Raw genomic sequence first — 22664 nt, 5'->3', positions numbered from 1 at the left:
GTAAACCTAAGCAACTTCGGCTTTTGCCTACAAGGCATCAGAAGCAGGATAGTCATCGTTTTTCCGTCCGGAATTGTTTTTGCAGTCTGGTCATTTGGCTTCCAAAAAAAATACCCGTTCATTTAAAGACCTTATGAAAATGAAAACTAAAAAAATGCATATGATTCAATTTTTTCTCATAATCCTGTTTTTATCCATGGCTTTCATTCAGGCTGTGGCTCAGCCTCCTGCCGTTGACGAAGAAGGTAGAAAAGCCATGCAGAATCTAAGCTTTCTTGCAGGAGACTGGGAAGGTGAAGGGTGGGTAATGGCCGGGCCAGGGCAGAAAGAATCTATGTCTCTAACGGAAAATATACGCTACGCAGCCGATAGCACATCCATATTTATTGAAAGTGAAAGCAATAAAGCCTCCCGCCCCTCTATAGCCGTCATGATCCACTACGACAGTCAGGCAGGAGAGTATGTGTTTAATATGAGTATGTCTAACGGACTATCAGGAAGAAAAAAGGGCGAATTCACTGATGGTAAATTTATCTGGTATCAGGCAGAAAATGTACGTTTTACCATGTCACCTACAGGGCCCGATAGCTGGCATGAAATAGGAGAGGTACAGCAGGATGGACAGTGGTTTCCCGTTTACGAAGTTAATATGCGCAGGGCAGGTTAGTACTTTGTCCGTAATTTAATTGCTACAGGATCAGCTTTTTCGATTTTCTCCTTAGCCCATACCCGTTCTTCGGATTCGGCACCTGGTCTTTCCTGTACTTTTTCTGCTACCGGCCCGTAGTTTAGCTGGGCATACATAGGAAAATGATCCGACCCTACAGAGGGCAGGCGCTTAATATCCACCAGCGTGAAATCTGAGGAGTGGAAAACGTGATCCAACGGCCAGCGAAATAAGGGGTGCTGAGCGTGAAAAGTATTAAAAAAGCCACGCCCTATCCGTGGATCCAGCAGTCCGGATAGTTTTTGGAAAAGCTGGGTGGTTCTGGACCAGGCCACATCGTTCAGGTCACCAAATACCAGGGTGGACTTATTATTTTTAGCCACCTCTTTACCAACTAATAGCAGTTCAGCATCACGGTTAGTAGAGGTGTCTGCTTCTGTGGGGCTCGGGGGCTTGGGGTGCAGGCAGTATATTTTGATGCGCTTACCAGATCGCATTTTCAGATTAGATTTTACTGATGGTATTCCATCTTGTACCAGATAGCCTACCTCTGCGTTTTCAAGCTCCAGCTTTGAGTACAAATGCATCCCATAGAGGTTGTCCAGTGGAATTTTTACCGTATAGGCATACTTGTGTTCTATTTCCTCGAGTTGCTCTTCCCACCATTTATTCGTTTCCAGGGTAAGCAATATATCAGGATCATATTTCTTTACCAGGTTTTTGAGTTTGTGCGCCTTTTTATTGGTCATGAGCACATTACTCACCATGATCGAGATAAGGTCTTCCTGAGCAACACCTTTATACTGCACTACCTGTCTGGAAGCGAGAGGGGTATAAGGGTAAATCATACGGAACTGATATCCTATAGAGAAGCCAAGAGCTGCCAGGAGTAAAAATGGCCAAGCACTTGTAAAATTAAATGAGAGCAAGGTGGCGCCGATCATGACCAGGTTTATGATCACAATCTGAACACGGGGAAAATCAAAAACTCTAATCCACCATTCGTCTCTTTTTAGCACTGAAGCCAGGGTGGCCAGTATAAGTACAAGTGAAAAAATTAACGTCAGGACCTTATAGATATCCATGTAGTAGCAGTATCAACTTTAAAACTTTGAGCGTAGGGAATTTTTCAACCTTAACAAGAATGACTAAAAAACCGGGCCTATTGTTTGCCTTAATTTTTAGTAGTTTCAGAATAACGTACGCATTTTGATACCTCGCAGGATAGCACAAAAAAGCTTAATCGAAAAATAACATCAGTTCGGTAGTCATCTCTTTAATAGTGTTCATAATCTAATGCAGACCTGGCTTCAATAGCCACATTGGCCAGATCAGTATCATCTGATTCCAGTAGCTTCAGCGTAGCCTCGTAAGGTGTAATACCCGCGCGATACGTAGCTTCCACATCCACACCAAGCTTTATGAGAAAGTGAGTAACGATAGCCCCAATATGGTAGCGACTACGGTTAAATAAGGCGTAATCAATAGCTCCGAAATGGGTGGGGTTGGTAAGAGCTTCCGAATAGCTATGGGTAGGGTCATCATTTACCGTAGGGAAGAAAGTGGCCTCTGCAGTAAAAGTCTCGATATACCGGGCTGCCCCTTCTATTCGCTCCCCTTCAAGCCATACGTGTCTTACCTGACCTGTGGTAGGGTAGCCAATCCGAAGCATTTCATACCGGAGCCCTGCATAATAAGTAAGGTGTTTGCGCATTTCCCTCCTCACTTTCGGCAGTGTAAGCCTCAGCCATGAGGTCATTAAGCATGAGCGCAGGCAATATCAGTTGTTCTGTAATTTCGTAGTCTTCTCCGGCAAAAGCCTTTCCCTGCCAGTACTTGAACTGATAGACATGAAATAGTTCATGAGTATAAATAATAGGGAAAAAAATTGTCTTCGAAGTCCTTGTATTCATAATAGTCATTCGTGGACTGGTAGGGTCTGAGTATCATGTGGTCCACCCCATCAATTTTGTAATAGAAGGTGTAAAACCTCCTGGGGTCAAATGCGGAATCTATTTCTTCTACATAATCATCATTACGGTAAAAATCCATGTTGCCCTCGGAGTATTCAATTTTGTACGCCTCATCAGTAAACACCGGACTGTTCACAAAGTATCCTTTAGGGGTAGGGGTTTCCAGAATGATATAGGCGGGAAATTCAGTCATGTCAAAGGAAGGCCAGACCTCATGCATGGCTTGCTCCATTTTTTGTATTTTCCAGATGATAAGCTCCTCACCCCGTGTCAGGGGAATATCTGCCTTAGGTTGGGCATTAGACTCCGGGGGATCGCTCTCGCAGGCTGATACGAAAAGGAATATGACGCAGATAAGTGGTTTGATGATTTTCATAAGAGGCTGTTTCTTTTTTGACACTTTAGGAAGCTGATCCCTTTAATATATTCAGCCGTAAACTCATCCCGGCACCTTTTCGTACATTTAGAGAAATGTAGTTACCTATGGACGTATCCTTTGTAAAAGACCAGATAGAATATCTGTTTGAGCCTGAGCTCATCGATGAGATCATAGAAAAAGGAGAGTATCGCGAATTTGACCAGGGCGCAGAGCTTATGGACATAGGCCAACAGATCACTCACTTTCCCCTGTTGCTCTCGGGCTCTCTTAAGATCATGACTGAAGATGAGGAGGGTAATGAACTTTTGCTCTATTATCTTGAGATGGGAGATACCTGTGCCATGACCCTCCAGTGTTGCCTTAAGGAAAATAAAAGCAAGATAAGGGCAATAGCTGAGGAAAAGACCCGAATGATCCTTATCCCTGTGGCCCTGATGGAGGAGTGGATCGTACGCTATCAGTCCTGGCGGCGCTTTGTATTCGACAGCTATAATAATCGCCTGAACGAGATGCTCGAAGCAGTGGATAACCTGGCCTTTCGCAACCTGGAAGAGCGGCTGTACAAATACCTTCGTGACAAAGCGCTGATTAACAGCAATGCACAACTCCGCATCACTCACCACCAGATAGCCCAGGAGCTAAATACCAGCCGGGTGGTAATAAGCCGCCTTATGAAGAAACTGGAACAGCAGGGCAAGATTACCCATGATCGTAACATGGTGAGCGTCAGTGAATTTGCCTAGTCTGTGCCGCTTACTGTAACTTAGGTTACGATCCTTCCGGAGAGTTCTCGCGTAATTTGTAATTGAAATTAAATGAGAACTGAAGCGAATGGACGTAATCAACTGGATATTTAAAGAACCCTGGCCATGGTATGTGGCAGGACCGCTGATCGGGATAGTCATGCTGTCCCTTATTTATTTCGGCAAAACCTTCGGGTTTTCCTCCAACTTCCGCACGATGTGTGCCGTCTCAGGCATGGGTAAAAAAGCCAGCTTTTTCAATTTCGACTGGAAAAGCCAGCGCTGGAACCTTGCCTTCCTCCTGGGAGCTGTGCTGGGTGGCTTCATCACTGCCTGGCTTAGTGGCAACACCACCATAGACCTTTCTGCGGACACCGTCAGTGCCCTTCAACAACTGGGCTTTACCCAGGCAGGGGAGGCTTATCTGCCCTCTTCCATATTTGGCCCTGAAGCCTTCACCTCAGTACGTAATATCATTATTCTGCTTGCGGGTGGGTTGATGGTAGGCTTTGGCTCACGCTACGCCGGGGGGTGTACCTCAGGCCATGCCATTACCGGCATGAGCATGCTGCAGTTACCCTCGTTGATTGCCGTAATAGGCTTTTTCATCGGAGGACTTTCCATGGTCTACCTGTTATTTCCCGTCATCTTTTCTTAAGCATTTATCAGAATGAAATACATAAAATATATACTGGCCGGTGCAGTGTTCGGGATTATACTGGCCAAAGCAGAGGTCATATCCTGGTACCGGATTTACGAGATGTTCCGCTTTGATAATTTTCACATGTTCGGAGTCATCGGCTCAGCCATTGCAGTGGGAGTTATCGGGATACAGTTCATCAAACGTACCGGCATGAAGGACATGAACGGTCAGGTAATCACCTTTAATGATAAGGATAAAAGCGTACCCCGTTACCTCATAGGAGGGATAATATTTGGTCTGGGCTGGGCCCTGGTGGGAGCTTGCCCAGGCCCCATGTTTATTCTGGCCGGGTTTGGTTATGCAAGCATTTTCCTCGTTATTTTCGGCGCGCTGGCCGGTACGGCCCTATACGGATTCTTACGACATAAACTACCACACTAAGGGCCTCCCTTAGAAAATAAGCATCAATGGAAATACTCGGATACCTGTTAGCCGTAGTGATGGGTTTTACCCTTGGCCTGCTTGGCGGGGGAGGATCCATACTCACTGTACCTATACTTGTGTATGTACTGGGAGTGGAGCCTGTCCTGGCTACAGCTTATAGCCTCTTTGTGGTAGGATCTACTGCCGTCATAGGAGGTGCGCAAAAACACAGACAAGGACTGGTAAGGTGGAAGACGGGTATCGTCTTTGCCATCCCCTCGCTGGTGGCGGTGCTTCTTACACGCCTCTACCTGGTGCCTGCTATCCCGGAGACCATCTTTCGCCTGGATGGCTTCAGTTTTACCAAGGATATCGCCATCATGGTATTCTTCGGAGTGGTGATGTTGCTGGCTTCATACTCTATGATTAAAGACCGGAAAGATACCAGTGAGCAGAAGGAAAAGCCATTTAACTTCCCCCTGATCCTGGCAGAAGGCCTTATCGTGGGAGTGATAACAGGCCTGGTAGGGGCTGGCGGTGGATTTCTCATCGTGCCTGCCTTAGTTCTGCTTGTAGGGCTGCCCATCAAAGAAGCGGTTGGTACCAGCCTGGTTATTATCGCTATTAAGAGCCTTATCGGTTTTCTGGGAGACATTGGTTCAGGACAGGACATTAATTGGACGTTTTTATTGCTCTTTACGGCTTGTTCATTTGCCGGCATGTTCATAGGTACCTATGCTACCAGGTTTGTCTCAGCAGACAGGCTTAAGAAAGGATTTGGCTGGTTTGTACTTGCTATGGGCATTTTCATCATTCTCAGCGAAACAGTTTTTGCCGTATAGTCTTCATTTTTTATTACCACTAATACTTTTTTGACATGCATATACATCAGTTTTACGATAAACCTCTTGCCCATGCCAGCTATGCCATTATCAGTAATGGGAACATGGCCGTAGTAGATCCTGCAAGAGATCCTCAGCCCTATTATGACTACGCCAGCGAGCATGGAGCAAAAATTAAACTTGTGATTGAGACCCACCCGCATGCGGACTTTGTGAGCAGCCACCTGCAGATCCATCAGGAGACAGGGGCTACTATTCTCACCAGTGAGCTTACCGGAGCGGATTACCCTCATCAGGGATTTGATGACGAGCAGGAAGCTGTGATGGGAAGTATTACCTTCAGGGCTATTAATACACCAGGTCATTCACCGGATAGTATCAGCGTCCAGGCTATTGATAATGATTCTGATGAGAGAGCTGTTTTTACAGGAGACACCCTGTTTGTAGGCGATGTGGGACGGCCTGACCTCAGAGAGAAAGCGGGTAAAATGCGGGCAAAGAGGGAAAGTCTGGCCCGGGATATGTACCGGACTCTCCGCGAGAAGTTTCTTCCCATGGATGATGAAACACTGGTTTACCCGGCACATGGAGCCGGATCATTATGCGGTAAGAATATGAGCTCCGATACCTACAGCACTATCGGCCGTGAAAAGGAGGAAAACTGGGCCCTGCAGGAAATGAAAGAGGATAGCTTTGTTAATGAGCTTCTTCATGAGCAACCATTTATACCAAAATACTTTGGTTATGATGTGGATATGAATAAAAGCGGTGCGCGACCCTATAGCGGCAGCGTGGAATCGGTGAAGCGCCTGGGAGCCGATGAGGAAATCCCCGCTGATGCCCTGGTGGTAGATACACGCGATGAAGCGATATTTAAGCAGGGACATCATCCCAATGCCATTAATATCATGATCTCCGACGGCGATAAGTTCGAAACCTGGCTTGGGTCAGTTATTTCTCCCGAGGAGACCTTTTACCTGGTCAGTAGTTCCGATAAGGAAAGAGAAGCTGCCATAGGCCGTGGCGCAAAAATTGGGTATGAGCTGCTTATGGAGGGGGCCCGGGTAATCGAAGGTTCCGCGGATAGTGCAAAAGCCGACTCGCTTGATATGGCGGACTTCAAATCAAACCCGGAGCACTATACCATAGTGGATATAAGAAATAAAAGTGAGGTAAATGATGGTAAGCTGTTTGCTAAAGCCCTGGCTATACCTCTTCATGAACTGCGCGACCGTTCTGGTGAGGTGCCTTCTGATAAGCCTGTGGTGGTGCACTGTGCCGGAGGCTACCGAAGTGCCGCAGGGTACAGTATTCTTGAGTCTGAAATGAAAGGCACACAGGTATATGACCTGAGTGATCGTGTAAAGGATTTCAAAAAAGACTAAATTCGCGGGCTGTAACTTTGGTTACCCACCTTTAACAGGGTATTTACGTACTTTATATTAAGAAAAACAAAGTAACACTTACGCCACTCCGGCGTGCTAACATACATAATATGAAGATCGAACAGATATATACCGGTTGCCTGGCACAAGGTGCCTACTATATCGAAAGCAATGGTGAGGTAGCTATTGTGGATCCCCTGCGCGAAGTGCAGCCCTATATAGATCAGGCTGAAAAGAGCGGGGCCAAGATCAAATACATACTCGAGACCCACTTTCACGCAGACTTTGTAAGCGGCCACCTGACCCTGGCAGAAAAAACCGGTGCCACTATCGTATATGGTCCTCAGGCCAACCCTAAATTTGAAGCTCATATAGCCAGTGACGGCGAAGAGCTCAAACTCGGTAACGTAACTATAAAGGTACTCCACACGCCCGGCCATACCATGGAGAGTACTACCTATCTGCTTAAAGATGAGGAAGGGGAAGACCACGCCATCTTTACTGGGGATACCCTTTTCCTTGGAGATGTAGGGCGACCGGACCTGGCCCAGAAGGCGGCTCATATGACCCAGGAAGAACTTGCTGCTACCCTGTATGACAGCCTGAGAAATAAGGTCATGCCCCTGGCAGACGACATAATCGTGTACCCTGGCCACGGGGCCGGGTCTGCATGTGGCAAAAACATGATGAAGGAGACTGTGGACACCCTCGGTAACCAGAAGAAAATGAACTATGCCCTGCGGGAGAATATGACCAAAGAGGAGTTCGTAAAAGAAGTGACCGATGGCCTGTTGCCTCCTCCCCAGTATTTCCCCCTGAATGTTCAAATGAACAAAGAGGGCTATGATAGCATAGATGATGTATTGGAAAAAGGCCTGCGTAAGCTGGGGCCGGATGCCTTTGAGGCAGCGGCTAACGAAACCGGGGCTATCCTGCTGGATGTACGTCATCAGAATGAGTTTGTAAAAGGCTTTGTCCCTAATTCAGTGTTCATCGGACTGGATGGTAGCTTTGCTCCCTGGGTAGGTGCCCTTATCAGGGATGTAAAACAGCCTATATTGCTTATCAGTCCTGAGGGCCGTGAAGAAGAGGCTGTTACCAGGCTCGCACGGGTAGGTTTTGATAATGTGCTGGGCTACCTCGAGGGAGGTGTGGAAGCATGGAATCAGGCAGGCAAGGAATTGGACACGATGGCTTTAGAGTCTGCAGAAGACATGGCCACAGCCTATAAACAAGGGGCTATAATCGTCGATGTACGTAAGCCTGGCGAATACCAGTCCGAGCATGTGGAAAATGCAATGAACATACCGCTTGATTTCCTGAATGAGCAAATGGCGGAGGTACCTAAGGATAAGTCTTTTCATATTCACTGTGCGGGCGGATACCGGTCAGTAATAGCCGGGTCCATCCTTAAGTCTCGCGGATATCACGATTTGATCAATGTAGAGGGTGGCTATAAGGCCATTAAGGAAACAGACGTACCTAAAACGGACTATGTTTGCCCCAGTACATTGAAGTAAGTTTTTATATTCACACACTCTCCAAGCCGGGCCTTTACAAGGTCCGGTTTTTTATTTACATAAATGAAAACAGGGTTAACCCTCGCCTCATACCGGTTTTGGTACGTCCGGACATCTGAATATTCACTCGTTACGTTGTAGAGGTAAAACAGCTAAATTCATCTGCTATGAAATACGCCCTCTTATTTATCCTTGCAAGCTTAATATGTAGTTGTACTAACAATCGCCAGTCTACTGTCCTAGATGCACAAACCGAGGCCGAAGAAACCTCACAATCTGTAGATATGCATAACAGCCGAAATTCACTCGACTGGTCTGGCACCTACAGGGGTACGCTGCCCTGTAATGATTGCGAGGGCATACAAACCACAATAACATTGAAACAGGGAGGGGTATTTGAGAAATCCTACCGGCACAAGGAGGTGGATGAGCTTTTTACCTACGAGAGTGGCTCCTTCAGGTGGAATGATTCCGGGGGGCAGATTACCCTGTCGAGTGGGGAACAATACAAGGTGGGCGAAAACCTGCTTATCCCTCTTGGAAGTAATGGCAATCCTCTGATGGATGATGAAACCCAAAAAAGCTATCTTACCAAGGTGAGTACAGATATTAAAAATACGTACTGGAAGCTTATCGAACTGCGGGGACAACCAGTAGAGGTAAGCACCGGTATGAAGAGGGAGCCCTACTTTACCCTGAAAGGTAACGAGCAAAGAGTAGAGGGTCACACGGGTTGTAATTCCATGAATGGTTCCTACAGCCTTTCCGAACCGGCTCGGATCAGCTTTTCCAAGATCGCTTCCACTCGTATGGCCTGCCCGGCGGAAGAGACAGAGCAAGCATTCCTTGAAGTATTCGAGCTGGCAGACAACTATGCCATTAATGATGATACGCTGTTCCTGAACAAAGCCCGGATGGCTCCTCTGGCCAAATTTGTAGCGGTCTATTTCCGGTAAGCCCTGCAGATTAAATGCATTAATTATAGCCCTCATCCTTACATAGCGCTTAACACGTTGATTTTACAGCCAGGCCGGTTTTGCCTATTTTACACACCTTATTACCTCTGGCCTGCGATAGAAAGCAGGTCTAAGCATCCGAATGTCTCTATGATGAAGAAGTATCTTTTACTATGCCTTGTCCTCGGTCTTTTTGCGTGTGAAAAAGATGATGTATCTCCCACAGACAAAATACCCGGTCAGGAGATTTATTTCCCTCCTTTAACCGGTGAGGAATGGGAGACAACAACTCCTGCGGAACTCGGATGGAATGAGCAGAAACTGCAGGAGTTATACAGTTTCCTGGAAAGCAATGGCACACGGGCATTTATTGTGCTCAAAAATGGCCGGATCGTAACCGAAAAATACTGGGGCGAAAACATCACCCGCACAGCGCCTTTTGATAAGGACTCCCAATGGTACTGGGCCTCAGCCGGTAAAACGATTACCGCCTTTTTGGTAGGCAGGGCACAGTTTGACAGGTTATTGAGTATTTCGGATAAGACCTCTGAGTACCTGGGTACCGGCTGGACCAGTATGTCAGCCGCCCGGGAGGAGCAAATCACCATACGCCACCAGCTTACCATGACTACGGGGCTTGATTATACGGTAAATGATATACACTGCACCGACCCTGAATGCCTGGATTATATGGCTGATCCCGGCACCCGGTGGTACTATCATAATGCGCCCTATACACTGCTGGAACAGGTAATCAGCAATGCCTCCGGCATGAGCTATAATGCCTATACCGACGAGAAACTGGAAGACAAAACCGGCATGAGCGGCACCTGGATTCAGAGCGGTTACAATAATGTGTATTGGAGTAAACCACGCGATGCGGCCCGTTTTGGATTGCTTGTGCTAAATAATGGGTTGTGGGATGACATGCCTGTATTAAGTGACACCAGCTATATCCGTGATATGATCAGTCCATCCCAAAGCCTTAACCCTTCCTATGGGTACCTATGGTGGCTAAACGGCCAGCCCTCTGCTGTCTTTCCGGGTAGTCCGGATAGCTACAACATAGCGGTGGCACCTGATGCGCCGTCAGATTTGTACGCAGCTATGGGCAAGAATGGACAAATCATCGATGTGGTACCTGAGGAAAACCTGATTGTGGTGCGCATGGGTGAGGCGCCGGATAATGCCCTTGTGCCCATCACTTTTCATAACCAAATGTGGCAATACCTGAATGAGGTGCTGCCGTAAGCCTGAATATTCGAATACCAATTATCTATTAAGGTAATCCCTGTTTAATGCTCATGATGCGATTTGTGCTATTGTTATCCTTGCTTATAATTTTTCAGTCCTGTCAGAAAGAGAAGGAGCCGGACAGGTATGAATTAGATGTATTGGATGAGGCTACCAGCAGGCAGTGGGATAATAATATGCAGCTTTTTATAGAGTTAAAACAGGTAGTGGATGACAGAGGTAGGCTTACTAATGATGTGACTACCCTCGAGCTTATTTACAGCATGCTAAACCTGAGGAAGGAAGCAGGGATACCCTCTTCTGCAATTTCGGAATCTGATGAGCTGGACTCAGGAAATGTCCTGACTTATGTCCGTCAGATAGATAGCCTCATCCAGGTATTTGACTCCGATGCAGAATTACCGGGAGGGGCTGCCGCTGTTGAAAAACTGGTAAACACACCCGATGACAGAGCGGCATATTCTGATAAGTTATTGCTTCTGCAGGTTCTCCAGTATGAAAACGAATTTATAAGTCATCTTTCCCGAAGCTTTATCGCACCGAGGTTTCCCAGTGGGGTGCCCTTCCGTTTGGCGGTGGACTCATCAGGCATTCGCCCTCATGAAGAGGTTCACTTCATTATTTATATAGCTGAGCAGGTCTCTCCTGAAGTTGTACTTACCTATACTGACCTTGCTATCTCCTGGCAGGGTGAAAAGGTGTCCGTAGATTGGAAACAAATGGGTGATGTGCTAACGGGAACTTTTACTCCGGCCGAAGTCGGCACCTATACACTATCCGGCAGCCTAAGCCTGCTGGTAAGTCGGGTAGCACATGATTATAAACCGGGGTTCAGCTTTGACTTGAGAGTCAGTCAATAAAAAAGCAGCCTGCATTGTAACAGGCTGCTCTATCAATATTATAAACTCTCACTTACAGTATTCGCTTGATACCGATGTAGCGGCGGCGATAGCTTCGGACAATTCCATCCTCTACCACACCGCGGCCTGTACTACTGTGTACAAATCGTACCGGCTCACCGGGCTCTGAAGTCACAATACCCACATGGCCTACTGCCTTACTCTTTGGGTTAGTGCCCCTGAAAAATACCAGGTCACCCTTGCGGGCCTCGCTTTCTGATATTTCAGTGCCTTCTTTGTATTGTGCACGGCTACTATGAGGCAGTGAGATTCCATATTCACCGTATACGAAGTAGATAAAGCCAGAACAGTCAAATCCTGTGGAAGGCTTTACCCCGGCCCATGTATAAGGTTTACCCTTCAGGCTCATGGCGAAGGTCACAATATCAGCTCCCAGTATGGATTTTTCGAGTTCGTTATCAGGGTCGGCAACTACGGAAGCTTTGTCAGCCCCCATTTTATCCATCGGCTCCATGGCCTCCATCCTGGCCGTTTCAGTGCGTACCTCTGGCTTTTCCAGGCGAGCACTGAAGCTGTCTGATACGTGTACCAGCAATACGATGAAGACCACAAAGTATACAAACTTATATCGCATGATCTTTTTACCGTAGTGCAATATCGTCCATGCAGGTGATAGCATATAGATTCTTTTGGTTGTTGACATGGTAACAACAAGCATTATGCTACAAAAAGTTTTTTAAGCACTTCCCAGAGGTTTTTCTTCGCAGAAATGTCGCTGTAAAGTGTTGATAGCGAGTCCGCTAGAACGAATGATTGATGGTCAACTTTTTTGATCTCATAGGGAACTGGAACCTCACCATGAAACAAAAGGGGGTCTTCAACCCCGAAACTAATGAGTAACCGGTGAGGAGGGAGAGAAGCAGGGTCCTGTAGTCCTCTTACGTCTGTCATAGCCACATCCCGTCCTGTGATATTCACGGAAGCCATGATCTTCTTTAGCAGGTCGCGCTGGTCCTGATTAGTAGGCGTATCGATAGCGAGAACGATACTCTTTTCATTTTTGCCCTGAAAAGGTAGTGGTTTTGGGGGAACCGGGGCAGGTGCAGGCTCTTTTTTCTCAGGCTCACCCGCCGCATAGGCAGGTTGCTCCGGCTCTCTTACCCCATTATTATCAGCAGAAGGCTCCTCTGGTACCCGTTCTCTTTTGGCAGGGTTCTCCGCTACTTCGCCAGGAGTCGTTTCGGCAGCAGAAGAAACAGACGTCACCGGTTCTTCCTCATCAAAAAGGTAGACCGGTTCAGTGATAAACAAGGGCAGGTACGAGAGGTCATCTTCCTTCATGCTCATCTGCTATAGAATTATTTGATATTGAAGATACTCTTTAATTCAGTAGCGTCTTCAGGTTTCATTCTTTTTGCCAGTACAAGGCGAAGCTGGCGACGACGGAGGGCCCCGTCATATAACTCTTTTTCCTCGTTTGTTTCAGGTTCTATTTCAGGTACATCTATCGGACGACCACTTTGATCTACCGCTACAAAAGTAAAGAATGCACTGTTGCTTTCGAATTTCTTGCCACTGGGAATATCCTCAGCCTGTACAGAGATGTGCACTTCTATAGATGAACTGAATGAACGCGTTACCCTTGCACTGAGTGTAACCACATTGCCCAGAGCGATAGGTTTGCGAAAGGAGATGTTATCACAACTGGCCGTTACCACAATACGGTTGCTATGCTTCTGGGCGGCTATTGCCGACACGATGTCCATCCAGTGCATCAGCTTACCCCCCATCAGGTTATTCAGTGTATTGGTGTCATTGGGCATCACCATTTCCGTCATAGTAACCGCGCTCTCTTTGGGGTGCTTTTTTAATTTTGCCATATTAGCCTGTTCGTTCGTTTTACCTGTTTATTTCTGCCAGCCGAATTTACCGAGCAAAGGTACAAAGCTAAAGTTATCGAAGGCTTCTCTTTTAATTTGTTTTTCTCCCTGGCGGGTGAGGCGCAGCATTTTTTGCATGCGATCATTGCCCACAGGTATAACCAGACACCCACCTGGCTTAAGCTGATCGAGTAGTGCGGTAGGTACCGTAGGTGCGCCTGCAGTCACTATGATCTTATCGTATGGTGCGTAGGAGGGGATTCCTCTGGAGCCATCTCCATGTACAAACGTTGCCCGGTAACCCATTTCAGGGAGAAACTTCCTGGTACGCTCATATAGTACCTTGTTATACTCTATGGTATACACCCTGGCGCCCATTTCGCATAGTACACAGCATTGATAACCGCTGCCAGTGCCTATTTCCAGTACCTTGTCCTGTGGTTTTACGTCCAGTAGTTCTGTTTGAAAAGCTACAGTATAAGGCTGGGATATAGTTTGCCCTTCACCAATAGGAAAAGCCTTATCCTGGTAAGCATGCTCCAGAAAAGCATTTTCAAAAAACACATGCCGGGGCACTTTACCGATGGCTTTCAGTACGTCGGGCTGAGTGATACCCTTTCCCTTAAGGGTACGAACCAGCGCTTTGCGCATACCTCTATGCCGATAACTATCGTTAATTTCCATACGTGTGGGCTTAGGTTGCAAAAATACACGGCCTCAGCACTTTTCCCGGTCAAATCTTTCCTTTATCCTGCCAGGCCGTTTCAATTGTAGTGTAATCTTCTGACGGTCAGAGAGGTGAAAAAAGGATAGAATTTTAATGGTTTTCTATTCTTTTCCTCTGAAATTGGCAGGTGCGTATATTTAAGTAAAAGATCCCGGCGGACAATGTTTACAGGAATCATCGAAACCACAGGTACCGTAACCGGCCTGGTAAAGGAAGGGACTAACCTACATTTGAAGGTACAAAGCCCCATCTCATCCGAAATGCATATAGATCAGAGTGTGGCTCATAACGGGGTGTGCCTTACTGTTACCAAAGTAGAAGGTGATACCCACTGGGTTACGGCGGTGGAGGAGACCCTGAAGAAGACAGCCATTGGTGAGCTGGAGGAGGGCACCCTGGTAAACCTGGAACGCTGTATGGCTGCAAATGGTCGCTATGACGGGCACATTGTTCAGGGGCACGTAGACGCCACTGGCACCATCAAATCTGTGGAGGTGCTTGAAGGAAGTTGGCTTTACACTTTTCATTACCCTGCTGATTTTCAGAGTCTGATTGTAGAAAAAGGAAGTATTTGTATAAGTGGCATCAGCCTTACCTGCTTTAATGTAACAGAAGATACCTTTACGGTTACTATTATACCCTACACCCATGAACATACCAACCTGAAGCAACTGAAGGAGGGTGACAGGATCAACCTGGAATTCGATATCATTGGTAAATATGTCGCCAGGATGTTACAGCATAGAGGAATGTGAAGTAGGGTAATTACCCTATTTTCTTATATTTGGCAAACTTAAGCCGTATCTGAATGGTGCGGCGCAGGCCAATTACTCGTATCTCTATGAAAATCAACTGTCTTGTAGTAGATGATGAAGAGGTATCGCGTGCCATAGTAAAACGCTTTATCTCGAAAACCAGCTTCCTCGAGTTGGCTGATGAATGTGAAAGTGCCGAAGCGGCAGAGAAGGCTCTGAATGAGAAAAATATAGACCTTCTCTTTCTGGATGTCAAAATGCCGGGTAAGTCCGGTATGGATCTGCTCAGGCACTTAGAAACTCCCCATAAAGTTATCCTCATATCCGGTGCTGAAGAGCATGCTGCGGAGGCTTTTGAAAGAAGTGTGACCGACTACCTGGTCAAGCCCTTCGAGTATCCCCGCTTCCTGCAGGCTGTACAAAAAGCCCGTACTCAGATAGAGGCCATAAGGAAAGAAACCGAGGAGCAGATCGATGTGTATGTGAAAACGGACGCGCGCTTTGTTCGTATCCCTTTCGATGACCTGCTGTATATTGAGGCTATGGCGGATTACATAATTTTTCACACCGCTGAGCAGCGCTATATCGTACACTATACCATGAAAGGAGTGGAGAAAAGGCTCCCCACCAGCTTTTTTGCCAGGGTACATCGCAGCTTTATTGTAAACTGCCGGCAGGTAAACTCCCTTGAGGACCTGAATGTGGTGATCGGAAATAAGTCAATTCCCATAGGTGCAAGCTATAAGGATGCCTTCTACCGGAGGCTGAATTTCCTGTAGCCGGATGCTTATTCCTGTTTCCTGAACTTTTTAACGGCCCCCTTATACCCGATATATACCAGGATTCCGATAATAACACCCAAAAAGCCGCCGACAATGATGTCTCCCGGGTAATGTACGCCCAGGTAAACACGGCTGTACGCTACCGTGGCTGCCCATAAAAAGATAAGGAAGATAAACCGGTAGTGGTGCCGTAAAAACATGAATACAGATGCAGCCAGGGCAAATGTGGTCGAGCTATGCGAAGAAGCAAAGCCATATCTGCCTCCGCAGTGGTCGTTTACTATGTGTACCAGGTCCCTAATGGTCGGATCCTGACAGGGCCTGAAGCGCATAAAAAATGGCTTCATGAATCCGCTCGTTACCTGGTCGGCAATACTTACTGCAATGATCAGGCAAAAGATGATTAGCAGGGACTCCCGCTTTCTGGCCTTATATACCAGAAAGATGAGGAACAAATAGAAGGGCACCCAGGTATACCGCTCCGATACGTAATACATAACCGTATCCCAGAATGGTGTATGTAATCCGTTTAGGAATAAAAAAAGCTCTTCGTCAAGTTTAGCTAGGGTTTCGATCATTGCTTGGTCCAGTCTATGCCTTTTTTAAGATAAGATAAAGTGGCCTCCTCCCGGCTGCCAGGTTCGGCCGTATGTGCATATTCCCAATTAGCGACAGGGGGCAGACTCATCAGAATTGATTCCGTACGCCCATCCGTATCCAGGCCAAATTTGGTGCCTTTGTCCCACACGAGGTTAAACTCTACATAGCGGCCACGTCTGAGCATTTGCCAGGTTTTCTCCCTTTCGCCAAAGCTATCTCCCCGTCTCCGGTTTGCAATTTCGCTGTATACCGGCACAAAGGTCTCTCCTACATCCTTTACAAAGGCAAAAAGCGCCTCCTTATCCGGTCCGGGTAGCTCACTACTGCCAGGCTTACCGGCAGGCTGTCCGGGGGCCAGGCGGTCAAAGAAGATACCACCTATGCCTCTGGTCTCACTGCGGTGGCGAATATAAAAATAGTCATCGGCCCATTTGCGAAAGCGCTCATAGTAATCTGTATTATGCCGGTCACACGTTTCCTTCAGGGTTTTATGAAAGAAAGCAGCGTCTTCCGGCACTACATAATGTGGCGTAAGATCTATGCCCCCGCCAAACCACATGGTACCGTCTGACATTTCAAAGTACCGTACATTCATATGAATAATAGGCACCATCGGGCTGGCCGGATGTAGTACAATACTTACCCCGGTGGCAAAAAACTGCTTGCCACCTAGCTTTAGCGCTGAAAGCATCCTTTCAGGCGCATCGCCATGCACGGCAGAAAAATTCACACCCCCCTTCTCAATCAGGTCACCTCCCTGTATCACACGGCTTCTGCCGCCCCCGCCCCCGGGCCTTTCCCAGTTGTCTTCCTGAAACTTAGCCTTACCGTCCAGGCCTTCCAGTGAAGAACAAATAGCGTCCTGAAGGTTTTTGAAATAGTGTGCAATCTCTTCTTTCTGCATACAGTTACTTATACTTAGTTATACGTACATAATACCCGGCAAAGAGCGAGACAAAGATAGGGTAATCTTGCAAACGATTTAGTTCTTCAAAATTGTTCGTATTTTTGAGCCAAACAACGACCCAATAATGAGTTCATCTGTGACCCACGACGTTGAGTTTGAGATCAGCACCGATGTATTAAAAAAAGCCTACCGGCTCATGTGCACAGCCGGCCGCATGGCGGAAATTTACGATGAAAATAAAAAACTGGCCAGTAAGTATGTGCACTCTACTTCCAGGGGCCATGAAGCCATACAGTTAGCGGCTGCTTTTCACCTGAAGCCCTGGGACTATGCCGCACCCTACTACAGGGATGAGTCCATTCTGCTGGGTATAGGCATGGAACCCTATGAGCTGATGCTACAACTCATGGCCAAGCGCGATGACCCCTTTAGCGGAGGGCGTACCTATTACAATCACCCCAGCCTTAAGCGTGAGGGTATGCCCACCATTCCTCACCAGAGTAGTGCCACAGGCATGCAGGCCATACCAGCTACAGGCATGGCCCACGGAATAAAGTATAAGGAAAGCCAGGGCTTAGGCGATGATAATAAGCCCGTAGTACTCTGCTCTCTGGGCGATGGCTCAGTGACAGAGGGTGAAGTGTCTGAGGCATTTCAGATGGCTATACTGAAAGACCTGCCAATTATTTACCTGATCCAGGATAACGACTGGGGGATATCGGCCACCGGTGAGGAAATGAGGGCCATGGATGCCTATGAGTTTGCGGCCGGATTTAAGGGCCTCAAACGTATGAGGGTAAACGGGGCCGACTTTGCCGATAGCTACAACGGCATGGAGAAAGCCGTCAACTATGTGCGGAAAAACCGCAAACCCATATTGGTTCATGCTAAATGCCCCTTGCTCGGGCATCATACCAGTGGGGTGAGGAAAGAATTTTACCGCGACGAACAAAACCTGAACCTGCACCACGAAGACGACCCCACTCCACGCCTGCGTCACTACCTGCTGGAGGGTGGCATGCCTCAGGACGAAGTGGAAGAGCTGGAAACACAGGGCCGCAAAGTAGCTGAAGAAGCGTGGGAAAAAGCCGTGAATTCTCCAGACCCTGATCCGGCTACCGTATCGGATCACGAGTTTGCCCCCACACCCATTACAGAAGAGACAGGCGAGCGCGAGCCGGAAGGAGCTGAGAAGATCGTGATGGTAGATGCTGCGCTGTTTGCCATGAACGAAATCATGAAAAACAACCCTGAGGCCCTGCTATATGGGCAGGACGTAGGGGCACGCCTCGGCGGCGTATTTCGTGAGGCGGCTACTTTGGGTAAGAAGTATGGCGAAGACCGGGTATTTAACACCCCCATACAAGAGGCCTACATCGTGGGTAGCACGGCAGGCATGTCTGCCGTAGGGCTTGCCCCCGTGGTAGAGATCCAGTTTGCCGATTACATCTGGCCCGGTATAAACCAATTGGTAGAAGAGCTTAGTAAGAGCTGCTACCTGAGTATGGGACAGTTTCCTGTCCGTTCTGTTATCAGAGTGCCTATCGGTGCTTATGGAGGTGGCGGACCTTACCACTCAGGAAGCGTAGAAAGTACACTATGCAATATCCGGGGTATAAAAGTGGTGTATCCTTCTACCGCCGCTGATATGAAGGGGCTAATGAAGGCCGCATGGCATGACCCTAACCCTGTGGTGATGTTGGAGCACAAAGGCCTGTACTGGAGTAAGGTGCCCGGGACAGAAAAGGCTAAATCCAAAGAGCCTTCTGAAGATTACGTAGTGCCTCTAGGTAAAGCCCGCACCGTGCAGGAAGCCGATACCGATATGGTGGAAGAAGGCTACTCTGCCGTGGTTATCACCTACGGAATGGGAGTATACTGGACTCTGGAAGCGTCAAAAAAATTCCCCGGCTCCATTGAGATACTCGACCTGCGTACCCTCAATCCTCTTGATTGGGAGGCTGTCGTAAGTGCCGTACGCCGTCATAATAAAGCCTTGGTGCTCACAGAAGAGCCACTGATGAATAGCTTTGCCGAAAGCCTTGCCGGCCGTATCGCCCAGGAGTGCTTCCAGGAACTGGATGCTCCTGTAATGACTCTCGGCGCCCTTAACCTGCCCGCTATTGCGCTCAACATGGACCTGGAAAAGGAAATGTTGCCCAATGCCGATAAGGTAGGGGATAAGCTGGATGAGCTACTGAATTATTGATTTAATTTGATATTAAATAAAAAGCTGCCGGTAGGCGGCTTTTATTGTTTCAGGCTATATCCTTTGGTATATAGCCCGAGGCACCCTCTTAACATTTACCCTTTTATATATTTAGCCTGTTCCTTGATATGAGATAATGGGGTATCTTGCCTGAAACTATATGATATGCAAAAGACCTTGCTTAAGCCCTTGGCGTTAACCCTTTTTATATGTCTTATAGGTGGGTTTGTGGCCTATAATGCAGGCTATATAACGGGTAGAAAAATCATACTCCTTGGTAACCCGAATGGGGGCACGACTCCTGCCGGATTTGAGTGGACAGGAGAAAGAGCCGATTCTATAAAGGAGGAGTTTGATAATAAAATGATGAAGGCTTTGGGAAGTACCAAGGTACTGATCATAAAGCCTGACCAGGAAAGAAACTTCCTGTTAGACTCTCTGTATCTAGCCATCCCTGATTCGCTTAAGGATAATGATTAGCCTTATAAGTAGTACCATACTGGCGGGTTTTGAAGGCCTCCTGATCAGTATTCTTTTTCTGGGGCTTCTTTTCATACCAATGGAAAAGGCTTTTCCGGCAAAAGCAGGCCAGAAGATCTTCCGCCGCCATTGGTTAATAGACCTAAGCTTTATGGTAGGTCAGTACCTGATCTGGAGTAGTCTTGTTATCTGGGTTTTAGATTATTTATCCCAACCTCTTACAGGCCTCATTCCATCTGCCTGGCAGTCTGCTATCCGTTCGCAGCCCTTTTGGCTACAGGTATTGGAAATGTTTTTCTTTAGTGATCTCCTCATCTACTGGGGACACCGGTTACAGCACCGCATAGATTTTCTCTGGCGCTTTCATAAAGTTCATCACAGTGCAGAGCACCTGGACTGGCTTGCCTCCCACCGGGAGCACCCACTTGATAGCCTGTATACTATTGGCCTCATAAACCTGCCTGCCTTTATCATGGGCTTTCCCCTGGAGAGCATTGCCGGGGTGATCGCTTTCAGAGGCATATGGGCAATATACATTCATAGTAATGTCCGTTTACCTCTAGGCCCCCTGAGGGTATTAATCGGAGCACCTGAGCTCCATCACTGGCATCATAATAAAGAAAGGGATACCGGCAATTATGCTAATATTTCCCCTTTGATGGACGTGCTGTTTGGCACCTACGTATGTCCCGATCATGAACCTGAAGCCTTTGGTCTAACAGAAGAGGCACCGGCCACCTACGCCGGACAATTAGTAAAGCCTGTCGTGTCAAAGAAGGCGTGGGAGCGGCTGACAAGGTTAAGGTCGAAAAGGCCACTCAAAGAAGAGAAGAAAGTAATAGGGTATTGAATAAAGTTGAACAAATGGGAGTCCGATCGGCAGAGAAGGGGTCTGAGGAGCTACCCTCTCTCGCCACTGTATCTTTGGATATGCGGATGGATAAAGGGGTACGAATCCTATCATTTATAGTTCTTCCCCTACTGCCGGCCGGAGCTGCCACCTTCCCCCTTGTCGTTGGTAACGGCCCTGATGGCCTGGGTACCTTGGGTTTAACTATTTTCAGCGTACTTTTCCTGGCTGGCCTGGTGCTGACCATAGTGGGCCTTAGAGATGCCCTCTACGAAAGGGTAGTGATAAAAAACGGGGTTATCCGACATACATCCACATTTACGAACCGGACTTTAAGGTTTGATGAGATTCGTGGCTACAGGAGAACTGATATGTACCTTTATCTGGAACCCCGAAATGCGGACTTAAAAAGAGTAAAAGTGCACAAGTACTACCAGTACTCTGACTTTTTCGAAGCTTTATTGAGCCGGTATTTTCCCGATCTGGATGTTTTGGAACCCGATAATCAGCTAGAGACCACTCTGGATAGCTCAGGTCGGGGGCTGGATGAGAAGAGTCGTGAAGCATTACTAAGGCGGGCAAAAATAACATCTTACCTGTTAAATGGATCAGGGATTGCCGTAGGGGCGGCAGGGCTTTTTATTAGGCAATACTACGAGGTAATTATGTGGGCGCTCGTGCTCCTGCCACTAATTTGTTTACTTACAGTGATCCGGTACAAAGGCCTGATAAGGATGAACAGCTATGAGAAAAGCAGGTACCCTTCCATTTTATATGCTTACTTTATACCGGTACCCGTGATAGGCCTTCGGGTAGTGTGGGACTACAACGTAATTCAGTTCAAGGAGGGGTGGTACATCGCAGGGCTGTGGGGCTTCATGGTCGCCATTTTACTAATGACCGGCACGGATGAATTCAGTAAAAAGACAGCCACAGACTATATGTTGCTATCTGTGATGGCTCTGTTTAGTGCCGCTTATATGCTTGCTGCCAGTTTATTTGTTAACTGCTATTATGACCACAGCCAGCTGGAAAAATATGCGCCGGTGGTTATTGACAAGCGTATTGGAAAGGGAAAATATACCTCTTATCACCTTACTCTGGAGCCATGGGGTCCGTTAACCAGCCCTGAGGAGGTGAATGTAGGCAGCAGTCTCTATCAGGCCACAGAAGTGGGTGATTCGGTACACGTAGAAAAGGGTGTAGGACTACTGGGCATGCCCTGGTACCAACTACCTCAAAATTAATAAAGTCCTCAACTGGCTTGTGCCCCACTGTATAATTGTGGATGCTATACCTGTAGCGTCGGGGTGAATGTATTATAATAATAGACTAATGAACCTGAATAATCTATGTCACTAGTAACTCTCAGATCCTTTCCTAACCATGTGGAAGCTCACTTACTGAAGACAAAACTTGAAAGTGAAGATATACCCTGCTTTATTTTTGATGAAAATATGGTAACTATGAACCCACTGTATAATGTGACAGTGGGAGGTATCAAAGTCAAAGTGCTGGAAGAGGACCAGGCCAGGGCACAGCAATTGCTGGAAGATATGGAAGGCCTACCCTATAAAAACGATCAGGAAGAAGATGTTACCTGCCCCAATTGCGGTAGTAAGAAGTTATATGGGCACTTTATTTCAAACAAAGGAATAAAAGGTGTTCTATCCTCTGTGTCGGCTTTCTTGCTGGCTGTTTTTCCTATTTATGTCCGCACGGTATATAAGTGCAAAAACTGTGATTTTGAGTTCAGGATTCGCAGGTAAGGATCTTTCCGGTAAATAATTATTAGCTCTAAGTCTCTCTCTTTCAAACACTATCCCCGG

Annotated in this window: 27 protein-coding genes; 18 read left to right on the top strand and 9 right to left on the bottom strand. The window is 47.2% G+C overall.

The window, feature by feature from the left end; all coding sequences use genetic code 11:
- Positions 1 to 160: 160 nt before the first annotated feature.
- Complete coding sequence (locus AB9P05_RS01370) at positions 161 to 667, top strand: hypothetical protein (protein ID WP_371907023.1); 507 nt, start codon at positions 161 to 163, stop codon at positions 665 to 667.
- Here AB9P05_RS01370 and AB9P05_RS01365 read toward each other — a convergent pair.
- Together AB9P05_RS01365 and AB9P05_RS01360 are read right to left on the bottom strand one after the other, a co-directional pair.
- The gene (locus AB9P05_RS01365; RefSeq protein WP_371907022.1) at positions 664 to 1752 is read right to left on the bottom strand and encodes an endonuclease/exonuclease/phosphatase family protein; all 1089 of its coding nucleotides are present in this window, start codon (positions 1750 to 1752) and stop codon (positions 664 to 666) included. The genes AB9P05_RS01370 and AB9P05_RS01365 overlap by 4 nt on opposite strands.
- A gap of 191 nt (positions 1753 to 1943) precedes the next feature.
- On the bottom strand, positions 1944 to 2381 hold the full coding sequence (locus AB9P05_RS01360; protein WP_371907021.1) for a hypothetical protein: 438 nt from the start codon (positions 2379 to 2381) through the stop codon (positions 1944 to 1946).
- On the opposite strand from AB9P05_RS01360, the gene AB9P05_RS01355 reads away from it, so the two are divergent.
- Positions 2374 to 2526, top strand: a complete 153-nt coding sequence (locus tag AB9P05_RS01355) for a hypothetical protein (protein ID WP_371907020.1) — start codon at positions 2374 to 2376, stop codon at positions 2524 to 2526. The two genes, AB9P05_RS01360 and AB9P05_RS01355, sit on opposite strands and share 8 nt — an antisense overlap.
- Position 2527: 1 nt before the next feature.
- Here AB9P05_RS01355 and AB9P05_RS01350 read toward each other — a convergent pair whose 3' ends face one another.
- Complete coding sequence (locus tag AB9P05_RS01350; RefSeq protein ID WP_371907019.1) at positions 2528 to 3016, bottom strand: hypothetical protein; 489 nt, start codon at positions 3014 to 3016, stop codon at positions 2528 to 2530.
- 107 nt (positions 3017 to 3123) lie between these two features.
- Here AB9P05_RS01350 and AB9P05_RS01345 point away from each other — a divergent pair, with 107 nt between their 5' ends.
- From AB9P05_RS01345 to AB9P05_RS01305, 9 genes are all read left to right on the top strand, one after another.
- A complete protein-coding gene (locus AB9P05_RS01345) occupies positions 3124 to 3762 on the top strand; it encodes a Crp/Fnr family transcriptional regulator (protein ID WP_371907018.1) in 639 nt (212 codons plus the stop codon).
- Positions 3763 to 3850: 88 nt separating this feature from the next.
- On the top strand, positions 3851 to 4420 hold the full coding sequence (locus AB9P05_RS01340) for a YeeE/YedE family protein (RefSeq protein WP_371907017.1): 570 nt from the start codon (positions 3851 to 3853) through the stop codon (positions 4418 to 4420).
- Positions 4421 to 4432: 12 nt separating this feature from the next.
- Complete coding sequence (locus AB9P05_RS01335; protein ID WP_371907016.1) at positions 4433 to 4846, top strand: DUF6691 family protein; 414 nt, start codon at positions 4433 to 4435, stop codon at positions 4844 to 4846.
- A 26-nt stretch (positions 4847 to 4872) separates the two neighbouring features.
- A complete protein-coding gene (locus AB9P05_RS01330; RefSeq protein ID WP_371907015.1) occupies positions 4873 to 5670 on the top strand; it encodes a sulfite exporter TauE/SafE family protein in 798 nt (265 codons plus the stop codon).
- Positions 5671 to 5705: 35 nt separating this feature from the next.
- On the top strand, positions 5706 to 7055 hold the full coding sequence (locus tag AB9P05_RS01325; RefSeq protein WP_371907014.1) for a rhodanese-like domain-containing protein: 1350 nt from the start codon (positions 5706 to 5708) through the stop codon (positions 7053 to 7055).
- A 110-nt stretch (positions 7056 to 7165) separates the two neighbouring features.
- Positions 7166 to 8575, top strand: coding sequence for a rhodanese-like domain-containing protein (locus AB9P05_RS01320; RefSeq protein ID WP_371907013.1), 1410 nt, complete (start codon positions 7166 to 7168; stop codon positions 8573 to 8575).
- Positions 8576 to 8742: 167 nt separating this feature from the next.
- A complete protein-coding gene (locus tag AB9P05_RS01315; RefSeq protein ID WP_371907012.1) occupies positions 8743 to 9531 on the top strand; it encodes an META domain-containing protein in 789 nt (262 codons plus the stop codon).
- 150 nt (positions 9532 to 9681) lie between these two features.
- On the top strand, positions 9682 to 10782 hold the full coding sequence (locus AB9P05_RS01310; RefSeq protein ID WP_371907011.1) for a serine hydrolase domain-containing protein: 1101 nt from the start codon (positions 9682 to 9684) through the stop codon (positions 10780 to 10782).
- Between the two features lie 53 nt (positions 10783 to 10835).
- Positions 10836 to 11645, top strand: a complete 810-nt coding sequence (locus AB9P05_RS01305; RefSeq protein ID WP_371907010.1) for a hypothetical protein — start codon at positions 10836 to 10838, stop codon at positions 11643 to 11645.
- 52 nt (positions 11646 to 11697) lie between these two features.
- On the opposite strand, the gene AB9P05_RS01300 is transcribed toward AB9P05_RS01305, so the two are convergent.
- Genes AB9P05_RS01300 through AB9P05_RS01285 form a run of 4 tightly spaced genes read right to left on the bottom strand, consistent with a single transcriptional unit; the run spans position 11698 to position 14209 of the window.
- Positions 11698 to 12324 carry a C40 family peptidase gene (locus AB9P05_RS01300; RefSeq protein WP_371907009.1) on the bottom strand — a complete coding sequence of 209 codons (627 nt, stop codon included), beginning with the start codon at positions 12322 to 12324 and terminating at the stop codon, positions 11698 to 11700.
- Positions 12325 to 12362: 38 nt separating this feature from the next.
- Positions 12363 to 12992, bottom strand: coding sequence for a hypothetical protein (locus AB9P05_RS01295; RefSeq protein ID WP_371907008.1), 630 nt, complete (start codon positions 12990 to 12992; stop codon positions 12363 to 12365).
- Positions 12993 to 13003: 11 nt separating this feature from the next.
- Entirely contained in the window at positions 13004 to 13525 is a 522-nt protein-coding gene (locus AB9P05_RS01290; RefSeq protein ID WP_371907007.1) for an acyl-CoA thioesterase, read from the bottom strand.
- A gap of 27 nt (positions 13526 to 13552) precedes the next feature.
- Positions 13553 to 14209 carry a protein-L-isoaspartate(D-aspartate) O-methyltransferase gene (locus AB9P05_RS01285; RefSeq protein ID WP_371907006.1) on the bottom strand — a complete coding sequence of 219 codons (657 nt, stop codon included), beginning with the start codon at positions 14207 to 14209 and terminating at the stop codon, positions 13553 to 13555.
- A gap of 204 nt (positions 14210 to 14413) precedes the next feature.
- Between AB9P05_RS01285 and AB9P05_RS01280 the strand changes: the two genes are divergently transcribed.
- Both AB9P05_RS01280 and AB9P05_RS01275 read left to right on the top strand, forming a co-directional pair.
- Positions 14414 to 15007 (top strand): riboflavin synthase, encoded by a 594-nt coding sequence (locus AB9P05_RS01280; protein WP_371907005.1) that lies wholly within the window; start codon positions 14414 to 14416, stop codon positions 15005 to 15007.
- An 86-nt stretch (positions 15008 to 15093) separates the two neighbouring features.
- On the top strand, positions 15094 to 15786 hold the full coding sequence (locus AB9P05_RS01275) for a LytR/AlgR family response regulator transcription factor (protein ID WP_371907004.1): 693 nt from the start codon (positions 15094 to 15096) through the stop codon (positions 15784 to 15786).
- Between the two features lie 8 nt (positions 15787 to 15794).
- On the opposite strand, the gene AB9P05_RS01270 is transcribed toward AB9P05_RS01275, so the two are convergent.
- The gene (locus tag AB9P05_RS01270) at positions 15795 to 16367 is read right to left on the bottom strand and encodes a phosphatase PAP2 family protein (RefSeq protein WP_371907003.1); all 573 of its coding nucleotides are present in this window, start codon (positions 16365 to 16367) and stop codon (positions 15795 to 15797) included.
- Positions 16364 to 17293, bottom strand: a complete 930-nt coding sequence (gene hemF, locus AB9P05_RS01265) for an oxygen-dependent coproporphyrinogen oxidase (RefSeq protein ID WP_371907002.1) — start codon at positions 17291 to 17293, stop codon at positions 16364 to 16366. Before hemF ends, AB9P05_RS01270 begins: the two co-directional genes overlap by 4 nt.
- Positions 17294 to 17420: 127 nt before the next feature.
- Here hemF and AB9P05_RS01260 point away from each other — a divergent pair, with 127 nt between their 5' ends.
- The 5 genes from AB9P05_RS01260 (at position 17421) to AB9P05_RS01240 (ending at position 22604) form a co-directional block, all read left to right on the top strand.
- Positions 17421 to 19505, top strand: a complete 2085-nt coding sequence (locus AB9P05_RS01260) for a thiamine pyrophosphate-dependent enzyme (protein ID WP_371907001.1) — start codon at positions 17421 to 17423, stop codon at positions 19503 to 19505.
- A 165-nt stretch (positions 19506 to 19670) separates the two neighbouring features.
- A complete protein-coding gene (locus AB9P05_RS01255) occupies positions 19671 to 19985 on the top strand; it encodes a hypothetical protein (protein WP_371907000.1) in 315 nt (104 codons plus the stop codon).
- A complete protein-coding gene (locus tag AB9P05_RS01250) occupies positions 19978 to 20835 on the top strand; it encodes a sterol desaturase family protein (protein ID WP_371906999.1) in 858 nt (285 codons plus the stop codon). Before AB9P05_RS01255 ends, AB9P05_RS01250 begins: the two co-directional genes overlap by 8 nt.
- Positions 20836 to 20849: 14 nt before the next feature.
- Positions 20850 to 22082, top strand: a complete 1233-nt coding sequence (locus tag AB9P05_RS01245; protein ID WP_371906998.1) for a hypothetical protein — start codon at positions 20850 to 20852, stop codon at positions 22080 to 22082.
- 105 nt (positions 22083 to 22187) lie between these two features.
- A complete protein-coding gene (locus AB9P05_RS01240) occupies positions 22188 to 22604 on the top strand; it encodes a DUF2007 domain-containing protein (RefSeq protein ID WP_371906997.1) in 417 nt (138 codons plus the stop codon).
- Positions 22605 to 22664: the final 60 nt, after the last annotated feature.

Source organism: Roseivirga sp. BDSF3-8 (assembly GCF_041449215.1).
Lineage (GTDB): Bacteria > Bacteroidota > Bacteroidia > Cytophagales > Cyclobacteriaceae > JBGNFV01.
Note: the sequence above shows the minus strand (reverse complement) of the source record. Positions and strands in the feature narration are given on the sequence as shown.

Bases quoted from the DNA above. Each gene is read 5' to 3' on its own strand.
- AB9P05_RS01370 (WP_371907023.1), top strand. From the start codon at position 161: ATGATTCAATTTTTTCTCATAATCCTGTTTTTATCCATGGCTTTCATT.
- AB9P05_RS01365 (WP_371907022.1), bottom strand. From the start codon at position 1,752: ATGGATATCTATAAGGTCCTGACGTTAATTTTTTCACTTGTACTTATA.
- AB9P05_RS01360 (WP_371907021.1), bottom strand. From the start codon at position 2,381: ATGCGCAAACACCTTACTTATTATGCAGGGCTCCGGTATGAAATGCTT.
- AB9P05_RS01350 (WP_371907019.1), bottom strand. From the start codon at position 3,016: ATGAAAATCATCAAACCACTTATCTGCGTCATATTCCTTTTCGTATCA.
- AB9P05_RS01345 (WP_371907018.1), top strand. From the start codon at position 3,124: ATGGACGTATCCTTTGTAAAAGACCAGATAGAATATCTGTTTGAGCCT.
- AB9P05_RS01340 (WP_371907017.1), top strand. From the start codon at position 3,851: ATGGACGTAATCAACTGGATATTTAAAGAACCCTGGCCATGGTATGTG.
- AB9P05_RS01335 (WP_371907016.1), top strand. From the start codon at position 4,433: ATGAAATACATAAAATATATACTGGCCGGTGCAGTGTTCGGGATTATA.
- AB9P05_RS01330 (WP_371907015.1), top strand. From the start codon at position 4,873: ATGGAAATACTCGGATACCTGTTAGCCGTAGTGATGGGTTTTACCCTT.
- AB9P05_RS01325 (WP_371907014.1), top strand. From the start codon at position 5,706: ATGCATATACATCAGTTTTACGATAAACCTCTTGCCCATGCCAGCTAT.
- AB9P05_RS01320 (WP_371907013.1), top strand. From the start codon at position 7,166: ATGAAGATCGAACAGATATATACCGGTTGCCTGGCACAAGGTGCCTAC.
- AB9P05_RS01315 (WP_371907012.1), top strand. From the start codon at position 8,743: ATGAAATACGCCCTCTTATTTATCCTTGCAAGCTTAATATGTAGTTGT.
- AB9P05_RS01310 (WP_371907011.1), top strand. From the start codon at position 9,682: ATGATGAAGAAGTATCTTTTACTATGCCTTGTCCTCGGTCTTTTTGCG.
- AB9P05_RS01305 (WP_371907010.1), top strand. From the start codon at position 10,836: ATGATGCGATTTGTGCTATTGTTATCCTTGCTTATAATTTTTCAGTCC.
- AB9P05_RS01300 (WP_371907009.1), bottom strand. From the start codon at position 12,324: ATGCTATCACCTGCATGGACGATATTGCACTACGGTAAAAAGATCATG.
- AB9P05_RS01295 (WP_371907008.1), bottom strand. From the start codon at position 12,992: ATGAGCATGAAGGAAGATGACCTCTCGTACCTGCCCTTGTTTATCACT.
- AB9P05_RS01290 (WP_371907007.1), bottom strand. From the start codon at position 13,525: ATGGCAAAATTAAAAAAGCACCCCAAAGAGAGCGCGGTTACTATGACG.
- AB9P05_RS01285 (WP_371907006.1), bottom strand. From the start codon at position 14,209: ATGGAAATTAACGATAGTTATCGGCATAGAGGTATGCGCAAAGCGCTG.
- AB9P05_RS01280 (WP_371907005.1), top strand. From the start codon at position 14,414: ATGTTTACAGGAATCATCGAAACCACAGGTACCGTAACCGGCCTGGTA.
- AB9P05_RS01275 (WP_371907004.1), top strand. From the start codon at position 15,094: ATGAAAATCAACTGTCTTGTAGTAGATGATGAAGAGGTATCGCGTGCC.
- AB9P05_RS01270 (WP_371907003.1), bottom strand. From the start codon at position 16,367: ATGATCGAAACCCTAGCTAAACTTGACGAAGAGCTTTTTTTATTCCTA.
- hemF (WP_371907002.1), bottom strand. From the start codon at position 17,293: ATGCAGAAAGAAGAGATTGCACACTATTTCAAAAACCTTCAGGACGCT.
- AB9P05_RS01260 (WP_371907001.1), top strand. From the start codon at position 17,421: ATGAGTTCATCTGTGACCCACGACGTTGAGTTTGAGATCAGCACCGAT.
- AB9P05_RS01255 (WP_371907000.1), top strand. From the start codon at position 19,671: ATGCAAAAGACCTTGCTTAAGCCCTTGGCGTTAACCCTTTTTATATGT.
- AB9P05_RS01250 (WP_371906999.1), top strand. From the start codon at position 19,978: ATGATTAGCCTTATAAGTAGTACCATACTGGCGGGTTTTGAAGGCCTC.
- AB9P05_RS01245 (WP_371906998.1), top strand. From the start codon at position 20,850: ATGGGAGTCCGATCGGCAGAGAAGGGGTCTGAGGAGCTACCCTCTCTC.
- AB9P05_RS01240 (WP_371906997.1), top strand. From the start codon at position 22,188: ATGTCACTAGTAACTCTCAGATCCTTTCCTAACCATGTGGAAGCTCAC.